This is a genomic window from Polaromonas sp. LjRoot131 (assembly GCF_964252805.1).
Taxonomy (GTDB): domain Bacteria; phylum Pseudomonadota; class Gammaproteobacteria; order Burkholderiales; family Burkholderiaceae_C; genus Polaromonas.
In genome coordinates this window covers 1,912,292-1,928,932 of the sequence record NZ_CAXUPF020000001.1, presented here as the reverse complement: position 1 = coordinate 1,928,932, position 16,641 = coordinate 1,912,292, and the positions used below count along the sequence as shown (strand labels likewise).

The window sequence follows — 16,641 nt, the reverse complement described above, 5'->3', positions numbered from 1 at the left end:
AATTTCTCACCACCAACCTGAAAATGAAGGAGACAACCATGACTTTCCGCAGAAAATTTATTGCCGCAGCTGTTGCGGCTGTTGCATTGTCCGCATCGTTCACCGCCTCGGCGCAGAACATCGTGCTCAAGGCATCTGACACGCACCCGGCGGGTTATCCGACGGTTGTCGCCGTCGAGAACATGGGCAAGAAGCTTGAGGCCCAGACCAACGGCCGCATCAAGATGCAGATGTTCCCCGGCGCGGTGCTGGGCCAGGAAAAGGAAACCGTCGAGCAGACCCAGCTCGGCGCCTTGCAAATCAACCGCATTTCGCTGGGCGTGATCGGCCCCATCGTGCCGGAAGTTGACGTGTTCAACATGCCTTTCGTTTTCCGCGACATCCCGCACATGCGCAAAGTAATCGACGGCCCGATCGGCGACGAACTGCTGGCCAAGGTCACTGCCAGCCCGGCGCGCCTGGTTGCCCTCGGATGGATGGACGGCGGCGCACGCAGCCTGTACACCAAGAAGCTGGTCAAGTCCCCCGCCGACCTCAAGGGTGTGAAGGTCCGCATGATGGGCAATCCGCTGTTTGTCGACACCATGAATGCCATGGGCGGCAATGGCATTTCCATGGCCTACGGCGAAGTGTTCAGCGCACTGCAGACCGGCGTGATCGACGGTGCGGAAAACAACCCGCCCAGCATGTTCACGTCCAACCATTACACCGCCGGTGCCAAGTACTACGCGCAAACCAATCACCTGATCATTCCGGAACTGCTGGTGATGTCCAAGGTGACATGGGACAAGCTGACGCCGGCCGACCAGGCCCTGGTCAAGAAGCTGGGCCGTGAGGCACAGCTGGAACAGCGTGTGTTGTGGGACAAGAGCGTCGAGGAATACTCGGCCAAACTGAAGGCCGCCGGTGTCGAGTTTGTACCGGTGGACCAGAAGCTGTTCTTTGACGCTACGGCGCCCGTGCGCGCCAAGTACGGCGTGAAGTTTGCTGACCTGATGAAGCGCATCGACGCGACCAAATAAGCGTTGCTACCGGGCTGGGCGTGCTGCCGACGCAGCACGCCCGGTCCATCCTCCCGTATTGCGGAAATAACATGAAACAACACACCCTTCGCTTCAACGACTGGCTGTACCTTGCGTGCATCTGGATCTCGGGAATGTCGATCTTTGCCATGTCGCTGATCATTCCCTGGGGAATCTTCACGCGTTACGTGCTCGGCACCGGTTCGCAGTGGCCTGAGCCCATTTCAATTTTGTTGATGGTGATCTTCACCTTCTTCGGCGCCGCTGCCGGCTACCGCGCCAACGCCCACATCTCCGTGGCTATGGTTACAGACCGCATGCCCGAACAAATGCGCAGCGTCGTCGCCTGGATGATGGACATCCTGATGGCCGCAGTTTCCGTATTCATGGCCTATTACGGCGCCAAACTCTGCATGGAGACCTGGGGCCAGCACATCGGCGAAATCCCGTGGATGCCGGTAGGCGCCACCTATCTTCCACTGCCTCTGGGTGGTGTGATCACGCTCATCTTCGTGCTTGAACGCATGGCGCTGGGCCACCAGGGCGGCCGCGAAGTGGTCACCTACGACCACGAAAAAATTGAAGGCGAGGCACTCTGATGGATGCGTTTGTTCTGCTGGGGTCTTTTCTCCTGCTCATGGTTCTCGGCCTGCCGGTGGCTTACGCCCTGGGCCTTTCTGCGCTGATAGGCGCCTGGTGGATAGACATTCCGCTCGACGCGGTGATGATCGCTATCTCCAGCGGCGTCAACAAGTTCTCCTTGCTCGCCATTCCGTTTTTTGTGCTGGCCGGCGCCATCATGGCCGAGGGCGGCATGTCCCGGCGGCTGGTGGCTTTTGCCGAGGTGTTGGTCGGTTTTGTGCGTGGCGGACTGTCGCTGGTCAATATCCTGGCCTCGACCTTCTTCGGCGCGATTTCCGGCTCGTCGATGGCCGATACCGCTTCCATCGGTTCGGTGCTGATTCCCGAAATGGAGAAGAAGGGCTACCCACGCGACTTCGCCACGGCCGTTACGGTCAGCGGCTCGGTGCAGGCCATCCTGATTCCGCCCAGCCATAACGCGGTGATCTATTCGCTGGCCGCCGGCGGCGGTGTGTCGATTGCGGCACTGTTTCTTGCAGGAGTGCTGCCGGGTCTGCTGCTTGGGCTTACGCTGGCCATCATGTGCCTGTTCATCGCCAGGAAGCGCGACTTTCCCAAGGGCCGCGTCATTCCGATGCGCGAGGCACTCAAGATTTGCGTGGACGCGCTGTGGGGCCTGATGACCATGGTGATCATTCTGGGCGGCATCCTGTCGGGTATTTTTACTGCCACCGAGTCGGCGGCCATTGCGGTGATCTGGGCCTTCTTCGTCACCATGTGCATCTACCGCGACTACAAGTGGCGTGAGCTGCCCAAGCTGGTGCATCGCACGGTCAAGACCCTGTCCATCGTGATGATCCTGATCGCATTTGCCGCGAGCTTCGGCTACATCATGACGCTGATGCAGATCCCGCAGCAGATCACCAGCTTGTTCACCAGCCTCTCCAGCAACAAGTACGTGGTGCTGCTGATGATCAACGTGCTGTTGTTGATCCTGGGCACGCTGATGGACATGGCGCCGCTGATCCTGATCATGACGCCCATCCTGCTGCCTGTGGTCAAACAGCTCGGCGTTGACCCGGTGCATTTTGGCATGATCATGATGGTCAACCTCGGCATGGGCCTGATCACGCCGCCGGTCGGCGGGGTGCTGTTTGTCGGCGCGGCGGTAGCAAAACTTCCCATCGAAAAGGTAGTGCGGGCGCTGTACCCCTTCTTTGGCGCGCTGCTCCTTGTGCTCTTCCTGGTCACCTACGTGCCGGCGCTGTCGTTGTGGCTGCCCAACCTGCTGCTCAAGTAAGTCATGTCCGCATTGAAGATCACCGCGGTCCGCATCACGCCCATTGCCTTTCGCGACCCGCCGCTCCTGAACGCGGCCGGTATTCACGAGCCCTGGGCGCTGCGGTCCATCATCGAGCTGGAAACCAGCACGGGCCTGGTTGGCATCAACGAAAGTTACGGCGATCTGCCCATGCTCGAGGCGATGGCCAAGGTTGCGCCTACGCTTGTGGGCCTGTCGCCCTGGTCGCTGGCCGGCATGGAGGCGCGCGTGGCCGCGCAGGTCACGCCGCCGAAGCAGACCGCCTCGGAGTTTCTCGGCCAGCAGGTGTCACTGGCTCCCGGAACTCATGTGTCCAAAACCGTGGCCAAGGTCATCAGCGCTTTCGAGGTTGCCATGCTGGACCTGCAGGGCCAACTGGCCGGCGCGCCGGTGGTGGACCTGCTGGGCGGCGCGGCGCGTGACCGCGTGCCGTTTTCGGCTTACCTGTTCTACAAATACGCAGAGCACATCGACAAACCCGCTTCTTCCGGATATCCGCCCGACCCCTGGGGCGAGGCGCTCACACCGCCCCAATTGGTGGCCCAAGCTCGCCGGATGATCGATCAGTACGGCTTTAAAAGCATCAAACTCAAGGCCGGTGCGCTTGAGCCCGATCAGGAAGCTGCAGGCCTGCTTGCGCTTGCAGCAGCTTTTCCCGGCTTGCCGCTGCGTATCGACCCCAATGCCAACTGGAGCGTGGCGACCAGCCTGAAGATCGTGGAAAAGCTGCGCGGCGTGCTCGAGTACTACGAAGACCCTGCGCCCGGCCTGGAGGGCATGGCGGCCGTGGCACGTGAATGTGACGTGCCCTTGGCCACCAATATGGTGGTGACCGATTTCGCTGAGTTCCGCCGCAACGCCGAGATGGGTTGCCCGGTCAAGATTGTGCTGAGCGACCACCACTACTGGGGCGGCCTGCGCGTCACGCAGCAGCTGTCCCGGCTGTGCAGCACCTTTGGCCTGGGCCTGTCAATGCACAGCAATTCGCATCTCGGCATCAGCCTGATGGCCATGACCCACCTGTGCGCCAGCGTGCCGCTGCTGACTTACGCCTGCGACACTCACTACCCCTGGCAGGACGAAGAAGTGGTGGAGGGCGGCCGCCTGCGCTTCGAGGGCGGCAGCCTGCGTGTGCCGACCACACCCGGCCTGGGCGTGACGCTGGACCGCACGGCCCTGGCCCGGCTGCACGACAACTACCTGAACTGCGGCATCCGCAACCGCGACGATCTGGCACAGATGCGCAAATACGACCCCGTGTTCACCGGCACGCAACCCCGCTACTGAATGACGCCCATCCTTAAGAGGACTTCAATCATGAAACAAGGACTTGCCATGCTTCCTGCCTCGTTGCGCACTTCGTTTCTGCTGCTCGCCGGCGCGGGACTGATCGCTGCCTCCAGTGCCGCCGGCGCGGCCACCTGGGTGTACGTTGCCAACGCCGACAGCCAGGACATCTCTGTGATGCAGCTGGACCGCGCGGCGGGTGCCCTCAAGCCGGTGGCCAGCGTACCCGTGGGCGGCACGGCCATGCCCATGGTGGTGAGCCGTGACAAAAAATTCCTCTACGTGGCGCTGCGCTCGCAGCCGTTTCGTGTCGTGACTTTTGCCATCGACGGGGCCACGGGCGGCTTGAAGAAGCTGGGCGAATCCACTCTGGCCGACAGCATGGCCAACATCGACCTCGACGCGACCGGCAAGTGGCTGTTCGGCGCCTCGTACGGCGGGAACAAGATCACCGTGAACAGCATAGGCACCGACGGCGTCGTGGGTGCGGTGCAGCAAATCGTGAGGACCGCGCCCAATGCGCATGCCATCCATGCCGACGCTTCAGGCAAGTACGTTTTCGCCACCAGCCTGGGCGGTGACAACCTCTCGAGTTGGAAGTTCGATCCGGCAACCGGCGCGCTTTCGGCCAACGAACCTGCGCTCATCAACGTCGCCCCGGCCAAGACCGGCCCGCGGCACTTCGTGTGGGACAAGCCGCAAAAATACGTTTACCTGCTCAACGAGCTGGACGGTGGCGTGGACGTGTTCAGCTATGACGCCGGAAGGGGCGCGATGAGCCATCTGCAGCGCAGCACCGTCGTGCCACCGGGCTTTGCCGGCAAGGTCTGGGCCGCCGATCTGCAGATTTCGCCGGACGGGAAATTCCTTTACGGCTCCGAGCGCACGTCGAGCACGCTGACCACCTTCAAGGTCGACCCTGCTACGGGCCGGATCGCGGTGGTCGGCCAGACACCGACCGAGAAGACACCGCGCGGCTTCGCGGTGGACTCGACCGGCCGCTTCCTGATCGCCACCGGCCAGGACTCTCACGGCGTGTCGCTGCATGCCATCGACCCTGCCACCGGCCTGCCGGGCGCGGGCAAGAGCCAGCCTGCCGGCAAGAACCCGAACTGGGTCGAGATCGTGGACTTCTGATGAACGCACCCGCCGTCCGTCCACCACTGTACATCCGCATGCACGATGCGGACAACGTCGCCATCGTTGCCAACGACGGCGGCCTGGCGCCGGGCGTGGTGTTTGCCGACGGCCTGGCGCTGGTCGAACGTGTGCCGCAAGGCCACAAGGTGGCGCTGGTCGATTTGCCCAAGGGCGCCGCGGTGCTGCGCTACAACGTGCCCATCGGTTATGCGCTGAAAGACATTCCCGCCGGCAGCTGGGTGCACGAGCGCCTGCTCGCCATGCCCGACGCGCGCGGCCTCGACGGCCTGCCGATCGCCACCGTCAAGCCGCCGGCACAGGCCCCGCTGGAGGGCTACACCTTCGAGGGTTACCGCAATGCCGACGGTTCCGTCGGCACCCGCAACATTCTGGCCATCACCACCACGGTGCAGTGTGTGGCTGGCGTGGTGGACTTCGCCGTCAGGCGCATCAAGGACGAGTTGCTGCCGAAGTTTCCCAACGTCGACGACGTGGTGGGGCTGGAGCATACCTACGGCTGCGGCGTGGCCATCGACGCGCCCGACGCCATCATCCCGATCCGTACCCTGCGCAACATCAGCCTGAACCCCAACTTCGGCGGCGAGGTCATGGTGGTGAGCCTGGGCTGCGAGAAGCTCCAGCCCGAGCGCCTGATGCCGCCCGGCACCATCCAGATCGTCGACGAACGCAGCGTGGCCGACGTCGGTGTCAACGCCGAAGCGCCGCTCGATGTGGTCTGCCTGCAGTCCGAGAACCATGTCGGCTTCATGTCCATGATTGATTCCATCATGCAGGCGGCCGTGCTGCACCTGGAAAAGCTCGATGCGCGCCGCCGCGAGACCGTGCCCGCCAGCGAACTGGTGGTCGGTGTGCAGTGCGGCGGCAGCGATGCCTTCTCCGGTGTCACCGCCAACCCGGCGGTCGGCTTTTGCACCGACCTGCTGGTGCGCGCCGGTGCCAGCGTGATGTTTTCCGAAACCACCGAGGTCCGCGACGGCATCGACCAACTCACCTCGCGCGCGACCACGCCGGAAGTGGCACAGGCCATGATCCGCGAGATGGCTTGGTACGACGCCTACCTGCAAAAAGGACTGGTCGACCGCAGCGCCAACACCACGCCCGGCAACAAGAAGGGCGGCCTGTCCAACATCGTCGAAAAAGCCATGGGCTCCATCGTCAAGTCCGGCAGTTCGCCCATCAGCGGTGTGTTGGCGCCCGGTGAAAAGCTCAAGCACAAAGGACTGACCTACACCGCCACGCCTGCCAGCGACTTCATCTGCGGCACCTTGCAGCTCGCCGCCGGCATGAATTTGCACGTGTTCACCACCGGCCGCGGCACACCTTACGGCCTGGCCGAATGCCCGGTGATCAAGGTCGCCACCCGCAGCGACCTGGCGCGCCGCTGGCACGACCTGATGGACATCAACGCCGGCCGCATTGCCGACGGCGAAGCCAGCATTGAAGACGTGGGCTGGGAGATGTTCCACCTCATGCTCGAAGTGGCCAGCGGCCGCAAGAAGACCTGGGCCGAACACTGGAAGCTGCACAACGCGCTGGTGCTGTTCAACCCCGCACCCGTGACCTGATTTTTTCATTCAAACACAAGGAGACATCACCATGCAACGCCGTACCCTGATTCACACTGCCATCGCCGCAGCCGCCGGCGGCCTGTCGGCCCTCTCCGCATTTGCGCAAGGCGCCTGGCCCACCGGCAAGGCCATCACCTATGTTGTGCCGTTCCCGCCCGGCGGCAACACCGACACGCTGGCCCGCCTGATCGCGCAGCCGCTGTCCACCGCGCTGGGCACGCCCATTGTCATCGACAACAAGGGCGGCGCCGGTGGCAGCGTGGGTTCGGCCATCGCGTCGCGCGCACCGGCCGACGGCTACACGCTGCTGGGCGGCACCATCAGCTCACACTCGATCAACATCAGCCTCTACACCAGCAACATCGGCTACGACCCTGTCAAATCCTTCGCCCCGGTCGCCATGCTGGGCGTGAGCCCGCTGCTGCTGGTGGTGCCCGCCAGCAGCCCGCTGCGCACCCTGGACGATGTGCTCAAAGCCGCCCGCGCCAAGAACGGCGGCCTGAGTTCCGGCTCGCCGGGCATCGGCACCTCGCCGCACATGGCGCTGGAGCTGCTGTCCAGCCAGTCGGGCGTCAAATTCACGCATGCGCCGTACAAGGGTTCGGCGCCCGCGGTGCAGGACCTGATAGGGGGCCAGCTCGACATGATGTTCGACACCAGCCTGATCGTGGGCCCGCACATCCAGAGCGGCAAGCTCCGCCCGATTGCCGTCACCGGCAGCCAGCGCGTACCTGGCTTTCCCGAGGTGCCGACCATCGCCGAGAGCGGCCAGAAGGGCTTCGACATGGTGTCCTGGCAGGCCATGTTTGTCCCCGCGAACACGCCGCAGCCCGTGGTCGACCGCCTGCATGCCGAAGTGATGAAGGTGCTGGCCCAGCCCGAGGTTCAGGCGAAGCTCAAGGTATTCGGCATGGAGCCGTCGAACATGACGCCGGCGCAGCTGCTCGCCTACCAGAAGGCCGAGGTCGACAAGTGGGCCAAGGTCATCAAGGCCGCCAACATCAAGGCCGAATAAGCCGGCCCCATTTTTGAGAAACAACCGCACACCACCATGACACAAACCACGCCCTACCAGTCCTTTCCCAACAGCTTTAAACGCGACCTGCTGGCCGGCAAGAAGCTGATCGGCTGCTGGTCGTCGCTGGCCAACGCCATCACCACCGAGGTGCTGGGTGTGGCCGGTTTCGACTGGATCCTCCTTGACGGCGAACATTCGCCCAACGACGTGGGCACCTTCATCCCCCAACTGATGGCGCTCAAGGACAGCCCCAGCGCGCCCTTTGTGCGGCCCACCAGCAACAACTCAGTGGAAATCAAACGCTTGCTCGATGCGGGGTTTTACAACTTCCTGGTTCCTTTTATCGAGAGCGCCGATGAAGCGAGGCAGGCTGTCGCCGCCACGCGCTATCCGCCACAGGGTATACGCGGCGTTTCGGTGTCCCAGCGCAGCAACCGCTACGGCACGGTGCCCGAGTATTTCAAGGGCATCAACGACCAGATCTGCGTCGCGGTGCAGATCGAAAGCAGCGCCGGTGTCGCGGCTTCGCGCGCGATTGCCGAGGTCGAAGGCGTGGACTGCATTTTTGTCGGCCCCTCCGACCTGGCGGCCGGCCTGGGCCACCTGGGCAACTCGGGCCATCCCGATGTGCAGAAAGCCATTGCCGCCGTGTTTGCGAACGCCAAAGCCTGCGGCAAGCCCACGGGTATCCTGGCGCCGGTGGAAGCCGACGCGCGGCGCTACATGGAGATGGGCGCCACCTTTGTGGCCGTGGGCAGCGACCTCGGTGTGTTCCGCTCCGCGACGCAGGCCCTGCACGACCGTTACCGCGCCTGAGGGCGCCATCGTTTCCGACTGAATTTTTGACTGGAGTATTTTGAAATGAGCAAGCTTGGATTTATCGGCCTCGGCATTATGGGCAACCCGATGGCGGCACACCTGATCGCCGCGGGGCACGAAGTTTTCATGACCACGCTGGGCAAGGTGCCCGCGGAACTGTTGACGGGCAAGGGCAAGGCCTGCGATTCCATCACCGACGTGGTAAAGCAGGCGGACATCATCTTCCTGATGCTGCCTGATACCCCCGACGTGGCCAAGGTGCTGTTCGGCGAAGGCGGCGTGGCCGGCGCGCTGACCAAGGGCAAGACCGTCGTCGACATGAGCTCCATCTCGCCGATGGACACGAAAGAGTTCGCCAAGAAGATCAATGCCCTGGGCTGCGACTACCTTGACGCCCCGGTGTCGGGCGGCGAAGTCGGCGCCAAGGCGGCCAGCCTCACCATCATGGTGGGCGGCCCGCAAGCGGCCTTCGACCTCGTCAAGCCGCTGTTCGAGCTGATGGGCAAGAACATCACGCTGGTGGGCGGCAACGGCGACGGCCAGACCTGCAAGGTGGCCAACCAGATCATCGTGGCGCTGAACATCGCGGCCGTCGGCGAAGCCCTGCTGTTCGCCAGCAAGGCCGGCGCCGACCCGGCCAAGGTGCGCCAGGCGCTGATGGGCGGCTTTGCCTCCTCGCGCATCCTGGAAGTGCACGGTGAGCGCATGATCAAGCGCACCTTCGCACCCGGTTTCCGTATCGGCCTGCACCAGAAGGACTTGAACCTGGCGCTCAGCGGTGCGCGCACCCTGGGCCTGGCTCTGCCGCAAACGGCGGGCGCCGCCCAACTGATGCAGGCCTGCGCCGCCAACGGCATGCAGGACCTGGACCACTCCGCACTGGTGCGGGCGCTGGAATTGCTCGGCAACCACGAAGTCGCTTAGACCACCCACAAAACCCTCCTGGCGTTGTTGCGCCGCCTTGCCGTGCTGGTGCACTGTCTGCGGCGACGCGCCTAGCCAGGACCGCTTCGCTGGGTTTTGTGAGCGGCTCTTGAGCCACAGTTGAAAAGGTGCGTACGAGAAGCCCGAGAGAGGCTTCCGGCGCGGCGGAGGGGTAACCGCTTTTGTGAACATTCAGGAGACAAGCATGGCTATCAATCGACGAGAACTTATTGCGGCTTCACTGGTCGTGGGTGTGGGCGCCGGGGCCGGCGCCGCCAACGCCCAGGCCGGATGGCCGTCCAAACCGATACGCCTGGTGGTGCCTTACCCACCGGGCGGCTCTTCGGACATCATTGCCCGCGCCATCGCGCAGCCTTTGTCGGAGGCGCTCAAACAACCCGTCGTGGTGGACAACAAGGCGGGCGCCAACGGCAACCTGGGCGCCGACATCGTGGCCAAGTCCGCGCCCGACGGCTACACGCTGCTGCTGTGCGACACCGGCGCGCTGGCCATCAGCCCTTCGGTCTATCCCAAGCTGAGCTTCGACCCGTCCAAGGATTTGCGCGGCGTCACCATGCTCGCGTATTCACCGCACCTGCTGGTGGTCCATCCCTCGGTGCCCGCCAGCAACCTCAAGGAACTCGTGGCGCTGTCGCACAAGTCAGACCTGAACTTCGCGGTGACGGCCATGGGCAGCGCGCCGCACCTGGCCGGCGTGGCGGTCGAGCGGGCCAGCAAGGCCAAGTGGCAGTACATCCCCTACAAGGGCGGCTCGCAGGCCGTCAGCGACACCATCGCCGGGCAAACCCAGATCCTGATGAACGGCATGCTGGCGACCCTGCCGCACGTGCAAAGCGGCAAGCTCAAAATCCTGGGCGTCTCCAAGAGCACGCGCATGCCGCTGATCGGCAATGTGCCGACGCTGGCGGAGCAGGGCCTGACCAACTTCGAATCCGGCACCTGGCAAGGCCTGCTGGTGGCTAACGGCACGCCGGCGGCGGTCATCAACCGCCTCAACGCCGAGCTGATCAAGATCATCCGCAGCCCCGACATACGCGCCAAGCTGGCGGGGCAGGGCGCCGAGGTCGTGACCATGACCCCGGCACAGCAGGACGGCTACTTCAACCAGGAGCGCAGCCGCTGGGCCAAGGTTGTGGCGGAAGCCAACATCAAACTCGACTGAAGAGCGTTTGCGTGAATTAGTGGTGATATCGCCGCCCGTCTTTCGGCGGCGGCGAGTCATCTGTGTGAACATCCGTACAGGGATTTAAACACTGAAAAAAATACGAGCTGGCCCGTCAGAGGCGGCCGTTTAGCCTTATCCAGGAGACAAAAAAATGCGTATTTCTTCCAAGGGGCTTTTATGCCTCTCTTTCGCGCTGTGCGCGAGCGCCGCGATGGCCCAGACCAAGCTGCGGGCCTGGAACATCCATCCCGACGGCTACCCGGTCTCGGAAGCCCTGAAGAGTTTTGTGGAACAGGTCGGCAAGAGCACCGGCGGCCGCTACAACATCGAGCTCTTCAACAACGGCTCGCTGGGCGACCAGCCCAAGGCGGTGCAGATGCTCAAGAGCGGCGAGATCGACGTCGCCGAGTTCAGCTCCGGACCTCTGTCGGATGCCGTGCCGGGCATCAAGGTGCTGAACCTGCCTTTCCTGTTCACCGATTCGGCCCACATGTTCCGCCACCTGGACGGCAAGCTGGGCGAACGCTTTTCCGCCAACCTGAAGGCCGCCGGCTTCGTGGTGCTGGGCTGGTATGACGGCGGCGGCCGTTCTTTTTACTGCGTTAAACCCGTCAATAACATTCGTGACCTGGCCGGCATGAACATCCGGGTGCAGCAGTCCGAAATCTACATCGAGATGGTCAAGCTGATGGAAGCCAAACCGGTGGCCTTGCCCTTCAAGGACGTGCTGGGCGCGCTGGAGCAGGGAAAGGTCGATTGCGCCGAGAACAACCTGCCTTCGTATGAATCCACGGGGCACTACAAGGTGGCCAAAAACGTCTACATGACCAACCACGTGATCTCTCCCGAGGCACTGGTGGTATCGACCAAACTCTGGGACAAGCTCAGCAAGGAAGACAAGGCCGCGTTCACCGAGGCCGGCGCCAAATCCGCCATCCTGATGCGCGAGTTGTGGAACAAGCGTGTCGCCGCGGCGCTGGAGACCACCACAAAGCAGGGTTCGCAGTTCGTCAAGGTCAGGGATGCCTCGCCCATGGTCAGGCGGATGGGGCCGCTGTACGGCAAGTACATGGCCGACCCGACCACGCGTGAAGAACTGCTGACCATCATTGCCAAGTGAGCGGCGCGGACTTTCCCCTGTTGCTCGATGCCGCGCGCTTCGCGCGCGAGATCGACGGCAAGCCCGTCAGGCTGTTCACGCTGAGCAACCGCAGCGGTATGGTGGTGTGCGTGACCAATTACGGCGCCAAGATCGAACAGCTGCTGGTGCCAGACCGCGAGGGCCGTTTTGACGACGTGGTGCTGGGTTACGACAGCATCGAAGGCGTGGTGGGCGGCTCGCCCTCCGTGGGTGCCTTTGTCGGGCGTTATGCCGGGCGCATAGAGAACGCACGTTTCAAGCTGGGCGGCCAGGAGCACCAGCTAGCCGCCAACAACGGCCCGCACTGCCTGCATGGCGGCCTGCGCGGCTCGCGCTTCCAGGTCTTCGACGCGGTGCAACACAACCCTTCCAGCGTGGAGATGCGTTATGTGTTCGCTGACGGCGAGGAAGGTTTTCCCGGAACACTGGCCTTGAATCTGACGTACAGCGTGACGGATGAGAATGAACTGGTGCTCGATTACGAGGCGGTGGCGCTGGATGCGCCCACCGTGGCCAACTTCACCACACATGCCTTCTTCAACCTCGAAGGCCTGAACAGCACGAAAAGCAACAGCGCGCTGGGGCATGAAGTCATGATCAACGCGAGCCGCTATTTCGGGATGACGCCTGAGCTGATCGCCACGGGCGAGCTGCTCCCGGTGCAGGGCACGCCGTTTGATTTCCGCCAGCCGGCGGTGCTGGATACGCGCGTGCACAGTCCGCAAGCGGCGGGCGGGGTTCTGGGCTACGACGACTGCTTCGCGATAGACCGCAGCACCGCCGGTGAACTGGCGCTGTGCGCGCGTGTGCGCGCGCCGGCCGGCGGCCGCGTGATGGAGGTCTGGTCCACCGAACCCACGATGCAGTTCTACACCGGCATGGTGGCCGGGGAAGCGCTGGCCGGCGGTCCGGGCAAGGGCGGCAGGCGCTATGTGCAGCAGCAAAGCCTGTGCTTTGAGCCGCAGGGCTACCCGAACGCGCCCAACATCGCGGCCTTTCCCTCGGCCGTCCACGCACCGGGGCAGGGCCGCCAGGGGCGCACGCTGTACCGCTTCAGCACCTCCTGAAAAGCTTGCGCATGTCAGAATGCTCCGTCAATCACAAGGAGCGGGACATGCAAGGGTGGAAACTGGGATGCTTGCTGGGGATGATGTGGCTGGCGCAGGTCACCGGCGGGCCCGCCTGGGCTCAGCAGTCCGAGCAGCGTGTACCGCCGCAGGTGGTCAAGCTGCCCCTGCTGGTCGACGGCAAGCAGTTTGAGGTCGTCACCCATGTCTACAAGCCCCCGGGCGAAGGCCCGTTTCCGCTGGTGATCTTCTCCCATGGGCGGGCCCCGTCGCGCGTCGACAGGGCCAGGCTCGAATACCCGGTGCTGGTGGGGCATGCCAATTACTGGCTTCACAAGGGCGTTGCGGTGATTGCCCCGGTGCGGCCGGGGTACGGCGACACCGGCGGCCTGGACCGGGAAGATTCAGGCGCGCGCTGGAGCGGCAATGTCTGCAGCGGCGAGCCCGACTTCGCGCGCGTGGCCAGCCGGGCCGGCCAGACAGTCGTCGCGCTGCACCAGTGGGCGCTGCAGCAACCCTGGGTGCGCAAGGACAGGTTGCTGCTCGAAGGGCAGTCGGTGGGCGGCATGACCACGGTGTCGGTGGCCGCGCTCAACCTGCCGGGGGTCGTCGGCGCCGTCAATTTCGCGGGCGGCTCGGGCGGCAACCCCGAGTCATCGCCGGCCAAAAGCTGCGAGCCTGGAAGCCTGCGCAAGACCTATGGCGAGCTCGGCAAGCTGGTCAAGGTGCCCAACCTGTGGCTGTATGCGGAGAACGATCAGTACTGGGGAGCCGAAGCGCCGCGCCAGTGGCACGAGGCCTTCAAGGCCGGTGGCAGCGACACGGAGTTCATCCAGACCGGGCCGGTGCAGGGGCATGACGGGCATTCGCTGCTGACCTACGGCGCAAAAATGTGGTTGGTGCCGTTGGATGCTTTTGTGCGCAAGGTGGGCCTGACCGCTCCTTGAGTTTCCTCCAGGCGTAAAAAAGCCCGGCGCCTTGCGGGGCCGGGCTTTTGAGTTGAACAGCGCGCTTACAGCGTGTCGATAAAGCTGCGCAGCTTGTCCGAACGCGAAGGGTGCTTGAGCTTGCGCAGTGCCTTGGCTTCGATCTGGCGGATGCGCTCGCGCGTCACGTCGAACTGCTTGCCGACTTCTTCCAGCGTGTGGTCGGTGGACATTTCGATGCCGAAGCGCATGCGCAGCACCTTGGCTTCGCGCGGCGTCAGGCTGTCGAGGATGTCCTTGACCACGTCGCGCAGGCCGGCCTGCATCGCGGCTTCCAGCGGCGCAGTGTTGGCGCTGTCCTCGATGAAGTCGCCCAGGTGCGAATCGTCGTCGTCGCCGATCGGCGTTTCCATGGAGATCGGCTCTTTGGCGATCTTCATGATCTTGCGGATCTTGTCTTCCGGAATCTCCATCTTGGCGGCCAGGATGCTGGCGTCCGGCTCGAAGCCGAATTCCTGCAAGTGCTGGCGCGACAGGCGGTTCATCTTGTTGATGGTCTCGATCATGTGCACCGGGATGCGGATGGTCCGCGCCTGGTCGGCGATGGAGCGCGTGATCGCCTGGCGGATCCACCAGGTGGCGTAGGTCGAGAACTTGTAGCCGCGGCGGTATTCGAATTTGTCGACGGCCTTCATCAGGCCGATGTTGCCTTCCTGGATCAGATCCAGGAACTGCAGTCCGCGGTTGGTGTACTTCTTGGCGATCGAGATCACCAGGCGCAAATTGGCCTCGATCATCTCTTTCTTGGCGTCGCGCGAGTTGGACTCGCCTTCGTTCATGCGCTTGTTGATGTCCTTGAGCTGGGCCAGCGGCACCACCACGCGGGCTTGCAGTTCGCCCAGCTTGGTCTGCAGTTCCTGGATGGGCGGCACGTTGCGGGCCATCACCACCGACCAGGGCTTGCCGGACGCGACCTGCTTTTCAACCCATTTCAGGTTCAGCAGGTTGGGCGGGAAATCTTTGATGAAGATTTCCTGGGGCATGCCGCACTTCTCGACGATGATGCGGCGCAGTTCGCGCTCCTTCTTGCGCACGTCCAGCACCTGGCCGCGCAGCATGTCGCAGAGCTTTTCAATGGTCTTGGCGGTGAAGCGCACGGTCATCAGCTCGTCGCTCAGGGCTTTTTGTGCCTTCACGTAGGTGGGCGTGCCGTAGCCTTCCTTGTCGTAGGTTTTGTGGACCTTCTCGAACAGGGTGGCGATCTTGTCGAAGCGGCTGAGCGCTTCTTTCTTGAGTTCCTCGAGCTTTTTGGTCAGGGCCTTGGAGCCGCCCTTGCCGTCGTCGTCGTCTTCCTCGTCGAACTCGTCGAAGTCTTCTTCGGCCACGTAGTCGTCGGCCTCGTTGGGGTTGGAGAAGCCGTCGACCACGGTGGAGATGACGATCTTGCCTTCGCGGATTTCTTCGCCCAGGCGCATGATTTCAGCGATGGTGGCCGGGCTTTCCGAAATGGCTTCCATCATCTTCATGAGGCCGCCCTCGATGCGCTTGGCGATTTCGATTTCGCCTTCGCGCGTGAGCAGCTCGACCGTGCCCATTTCACGCATGTACATGCGGACCGGGTCGGTGGTGCGGCCGAATTCGCTGTCGACGGTGGACAGCGCCGCTTCGGCTTCTTCTTCGGCTTCCTCTTCGGTCGCGACCGTGGGGCCGGTGTTGTTCAGCAGCAGGGTTTCGGCGTCGGGCGCCTGTTCGTACACGGCCACGCCCATGTCGTTGAGCATGTTGACCACGACTTCCAGGGTTTCAGCATCGACCAGCTTGTCGGGCAGGTGGTCGGAGATTTCGCCGTGCGTGAGGTAGCCGCGCGTCTTGCCGAGCTTGATCAGGGTCTTCAGGCGCAGGCGGCGCTTGAGCATGTCTTCTTCGGAGAGGACGGTTTCGTCCAGGCCGAATTCCTTCATCAGGGCGCGTTCCTTCGCCTTGCTGATCTTCATGCGCAGCGGCTTGACCTTCTCGGTCGTTTCCGCGACGGGCTCGCCGACCAGGTCGTCTTCAATGTCGGACAGGTCGAGGTCTTCGCCGTCCTTGGGCGCGGCGGTGGCGTTCTTGGGCTTGCGGCCGCGCTTGGCACCGGTGGTGGCGGCAGGCGTGCTGCCGTCGGCCGCCGGGTTCTTGGGCGGGCGGCCGGGTTTCTTTTTCACGGGCACGTCAGCAGGGGCGGCGAGGGGCTTGGATTCAGGGCTGGACTTGGTCGGCACGGCAGGAGCTTTCTTCAGGGGCAAATCGGAAATCGCGGATTTCGCGGTTTTCAGGGGGGCTTTGCTCACCAGGGCATTGGGTTTGCTGGGTTTGACAGAGATGGCGGTTTTTCCCGGTTTTTCAACCTTGCCGTTTTTGGCGGCAGGCTTGGCTGGAGGCTTGCCTGCGGGCCGGGCAGCGGCTTTGGGCGCTGCCTTGGCTTTGGGCTTGGCGGCGGCTTTGGGCTGCGCGCCTTGCGGCTTCTTGGACGTGCTCGGCTTTGTCGGCTTGGCAGTAGGCATGGGACCTCCAGTTATCGGGAAATTGTTTTAAATATCTATCAGCTACCAGTAAACAAAAATGCGCCTTGGCGCCTGTGCA

The 16,641-nt window shown here is 63.4% G+C and carries 14 protein-coding genes; 13 read left to right on the top strand and 1 reads right to left on the bottom strand.

Annotated features, from left to right (window positions below; all coding sequences use genetic code 11):
• Positions 1-38 precede the first annotated feature (38 nt).
• The 13 genes from ACSQ27_RS09110 to ACSQ27_RS09050 all read left to right on the top strand — a co-directional run bounded on the left by ACSQ27_RS09110 (position 39) and on the right by ACSQ27_RS09050 (position 14,043).
• Positions 39-1,022 carry a TRAP transporter substrate-binding protein gene (locus ACSQ27_RS09110; protein WP_436155124.1) on the top strand — a complete coding sequence of 328 codons (984 nt, stop codon included), beginning with the start codon at positions 39-41 and terminating at the stop codon, positions 1,020-1,022.
• 71 nt (positions 1,023-1,093) lie between these two features.
• Positions 1,094-1,621 (top strand): TRAP transporter small permease, encoded by a 528-nt coding sequence (locus ACSQ27_RS09105; protein ID WP_436155123.1) that lies wholly within the window; start codon positions 1,094-1,096, stop codon positions 1,619-1,621.
• Positions 1,621-2,904: a TRAP transporter large permease gene (locus ACSQ27_RS09100; protein WP_436155122.1), complete on the top strand. Its 1,284-nt coding sequence runs from the start codon at positions 1,621-1,623 to the stop codon at positions 2,902-2,904. The genes ACSQ27_RS09105 and ACSQ27_RS09100 overlap by 1 nt, the downstream gene beginning before the upstream one ends.
• Before the next feature lie 3 nt (positions 2,905-2,907).
• A complete protein-coding gene (locus ACSQ27_RS09095; protein ID WP_436155121.1) occupies positions 2,908-4,212 on the top strand; it encodes a glucarate dehydratase family protein in 1,305 nt (434 codons plus the stop codon).
• Positions 4,213-4,242: 30 nt separating this feature from the next.
• Positions 4,243-5,349 (top strand): lactonase family protein, encoded by a 1,107-nt coding sequence (locus ACSQ27_RS09090; RefSeq protein WP_436155120.1) that lies wholly within the window; start codon positions 4,243-4,245, stop codon positions 5,347-5,349.
• A complete protein-coding gene (gene garD, locus ACSQ27_RS09085; protein WP_436155119.1) occupies positions 5,349-6,938 on the top strand; it encodes a galactarate dehydratase in 1,590 nt (529 codons plus the stop codon). Before ACSQ27_RS09090 ends, garD begins: the two co-directional genes overlap by 1 nt.
• A 31-nt stretch (positions 6,939-6,969) precedes the next feature.
• The gene (locus tag ACSQ27_RS09080) at positions 6,970-7,956 is read left to right on the top strand and encodes a Bug family tripartite tricarboxylate transporter substrate binding protein (protein WP_436155118.1); all 987 of its coding nucleotides are present in this window, start codon (positions 6,970-6,972) and stop codon (positions 7,954-7,956) included.
• 36 nt (positions 7,957-7,992) lie between these two features.
• Positions 7,993-8,775 (top strand): 2-dehydro-3-deoxyglucarate aldolase, encoded by a 783-nt coding sequence (gene garL, locus ACSQ27_RS09075; protein ID WP_436155117.1) that lies wholly within the window; start codon positions 7,993-7,995, stop codon positions 8,773-8,775.
• 45 nt (positions 8,776-8,820) lie between these two features.
• Positions 8,821-9,702 carry a 2-hydroxy-3-oxopropionate reductase gene (glxR, locus tag ACSQ27_RS09070; protein ID WP_436155116.1) on the top strand — a complete coding sequence of 294 codons (882 nt, stop codon included), beginning with the start codon at positions 8,821-8,823 and terminating at the stop codon, positions 9,700-9,702.
• A gap of 205 nt (positions 9,703-9,907) precedes the next feature.
• Positions 9,908-10,885 carry a Bug family tripartite tricarboxylate transporter substrate binding protein gene (locus tag ACSQ27_RS09065; protein ID WP_436155115.1) on the top strand — a complete coding sequence of 326 codons (978 nt, stop codon included), beginning with the start codon at positions 9,908-9,910 and terminating at the stop codon, positions 10,883-10,885.
• 154 nt (positions 10,886-11,039) lie between these two features.
• Positions 11,040-12,008, top strand: coding sequence for a TRAP transporter substrate-binding protein (locus ACSQ27_RS09060; RefSeq protein WP_436155114.1), 969 nt, complete (start codon positions 11,040-11,042; stop codon positions 12,006-12,008).
• A complete protein-coding gene (locus ACSQ27_RS09055; protein ID WP_436155113.1) occupies positions 12,005-13,096 on the top strand; it encodes an aldose epimerase family protein in 1,092 nt (363 codons plus the stop codon). Before ACSQ27_RS09060 ends, ACSQ27_RS09055 begins: the two co-directional genes overlap by 4 nt.
• A 47-nt stretch (positions 13,097-13,143) precedes the next feature.
• Complete coding sequence (locus tag ACSQ27_RS09050; RefSeq protein WP_436155112.1) at positions 13,144-14,043, top strand: dienelactone hydrolase family protein; 900 nt, start codon at positions 13,144-13,146, stop codon at positions 14,041-14,043.
• A gap of 65 nt (positions 14,044-14,108) precedes the next feature.
• On the opposite strand, the gene rpoD is transcribed toward ACSQ27_RS09050, so the two are convergent.
• Positions 14,109-16,562 carry an RNA polymerase sigma factor RpoD gene (gene rpoD, locus ACSQ27_RS09045; protein WP_436155111.1) on the bottom strand — a complete coding sequence of 818 codons (2,454 nt, stop codon included), beginning with the start codon at positions 16,560-16,562 and terminating at the stop codon, positions 14,109-14,111.
• Between the last annotated feature and the right edge of the window lie 79 nt (positions 16,563-16,641).

Bases quoted from the DNA above. Each gene is read 5' to 3' on its own strand.
- ACSQ27_RS09110 (WP_436155124.1), top strand. From the start codon at position 39: ATGACTTTCCGCAGAAAATTTATTGCCGCAGCTGTTGCGGCTGTTGCA.
- garD (WP_436155119.1), top strand. From the start codon at position 5,349: ATGAACGCACCCGCCGTCCGTCCACCACTGTACATCCGCATGCACGAT.
- garL (WP_436155117.1), top strand. From the start codon at position 7,993: ATGACACAAACCACGCCCTACCAGTCCTTTCCCAACAGCTTTAAACGC.
- ACSQ27_RS09065 (WP_436155115.1), top strand. From the start codon at position 9,908: ATGGCTATCAATCGACGAGAACTTATTGCGGCTTCACTGGTCGTGGGT.
- ACSQ27_RS09060 (WP_436155114.1), top strand. From the start codon at position 11,040: ATGCGTATTTCTTCCAAGGGGCTTTTATGCCTCTCTTTCGCGCTGTGC.
- ACSQ27_RS09050 (WP_436155112.1), top strand. From the start codon at position 13,144: ATGCAAGGGTGGAAACTGGGATGCTTGCTGGGGATGATGTGGCTGGCG.
- rpoD (WP_436155111.1), bottom strand. From the start codon at position 16,562: ATGCCTACTGCCAAGCCGACAAAGCCGAGCACGTCCAAGAAGCCGCAA.
- ACSQ27_RS09090 (WP_436155120.1), top strand. From the start codon at position 4,243: ATGAAACAAGGACTTGCCATGCTTCCTGCCTCGTTGCGCACTTCGTTT.
- glxR (WP_436155116.1), top strand. From the start codon at position 8,821: ATGAGCAAGCTTGGATTTATCGGCCTCGGCATTATGGGCAACCCGATG.
- ACSQ27_RS09095 (WP_436155121.1), top strand. From the start codon at position 2,908: ATGTCCGCATTGAAGATCACCGCGGTCCGCATCACGCCCATTGCCTTT.
- ACSQ27_RS09100 (WP_436155122.1), top strand. From the start codon at position 1,621: ATGGATGCGTTTGTTCTGCTGGGGTCTTTTCTCCTGCTCATGGTTCTC.
- ACSQ27_RS09080 (WP_436155118.1), top strand. From the start codon at position 6,970: ATGCAACGCCGTACCCTGATTCACACTGCCATCGCCGCAGCCGCCGGC.
- ACSQ27_RS09105 (WP_436155123.1), top strand. From the start codon at position 1,094: ATGAAACAACACACCCTTCGCTTCAACGACTGGCTGTACCTTGCGTGC.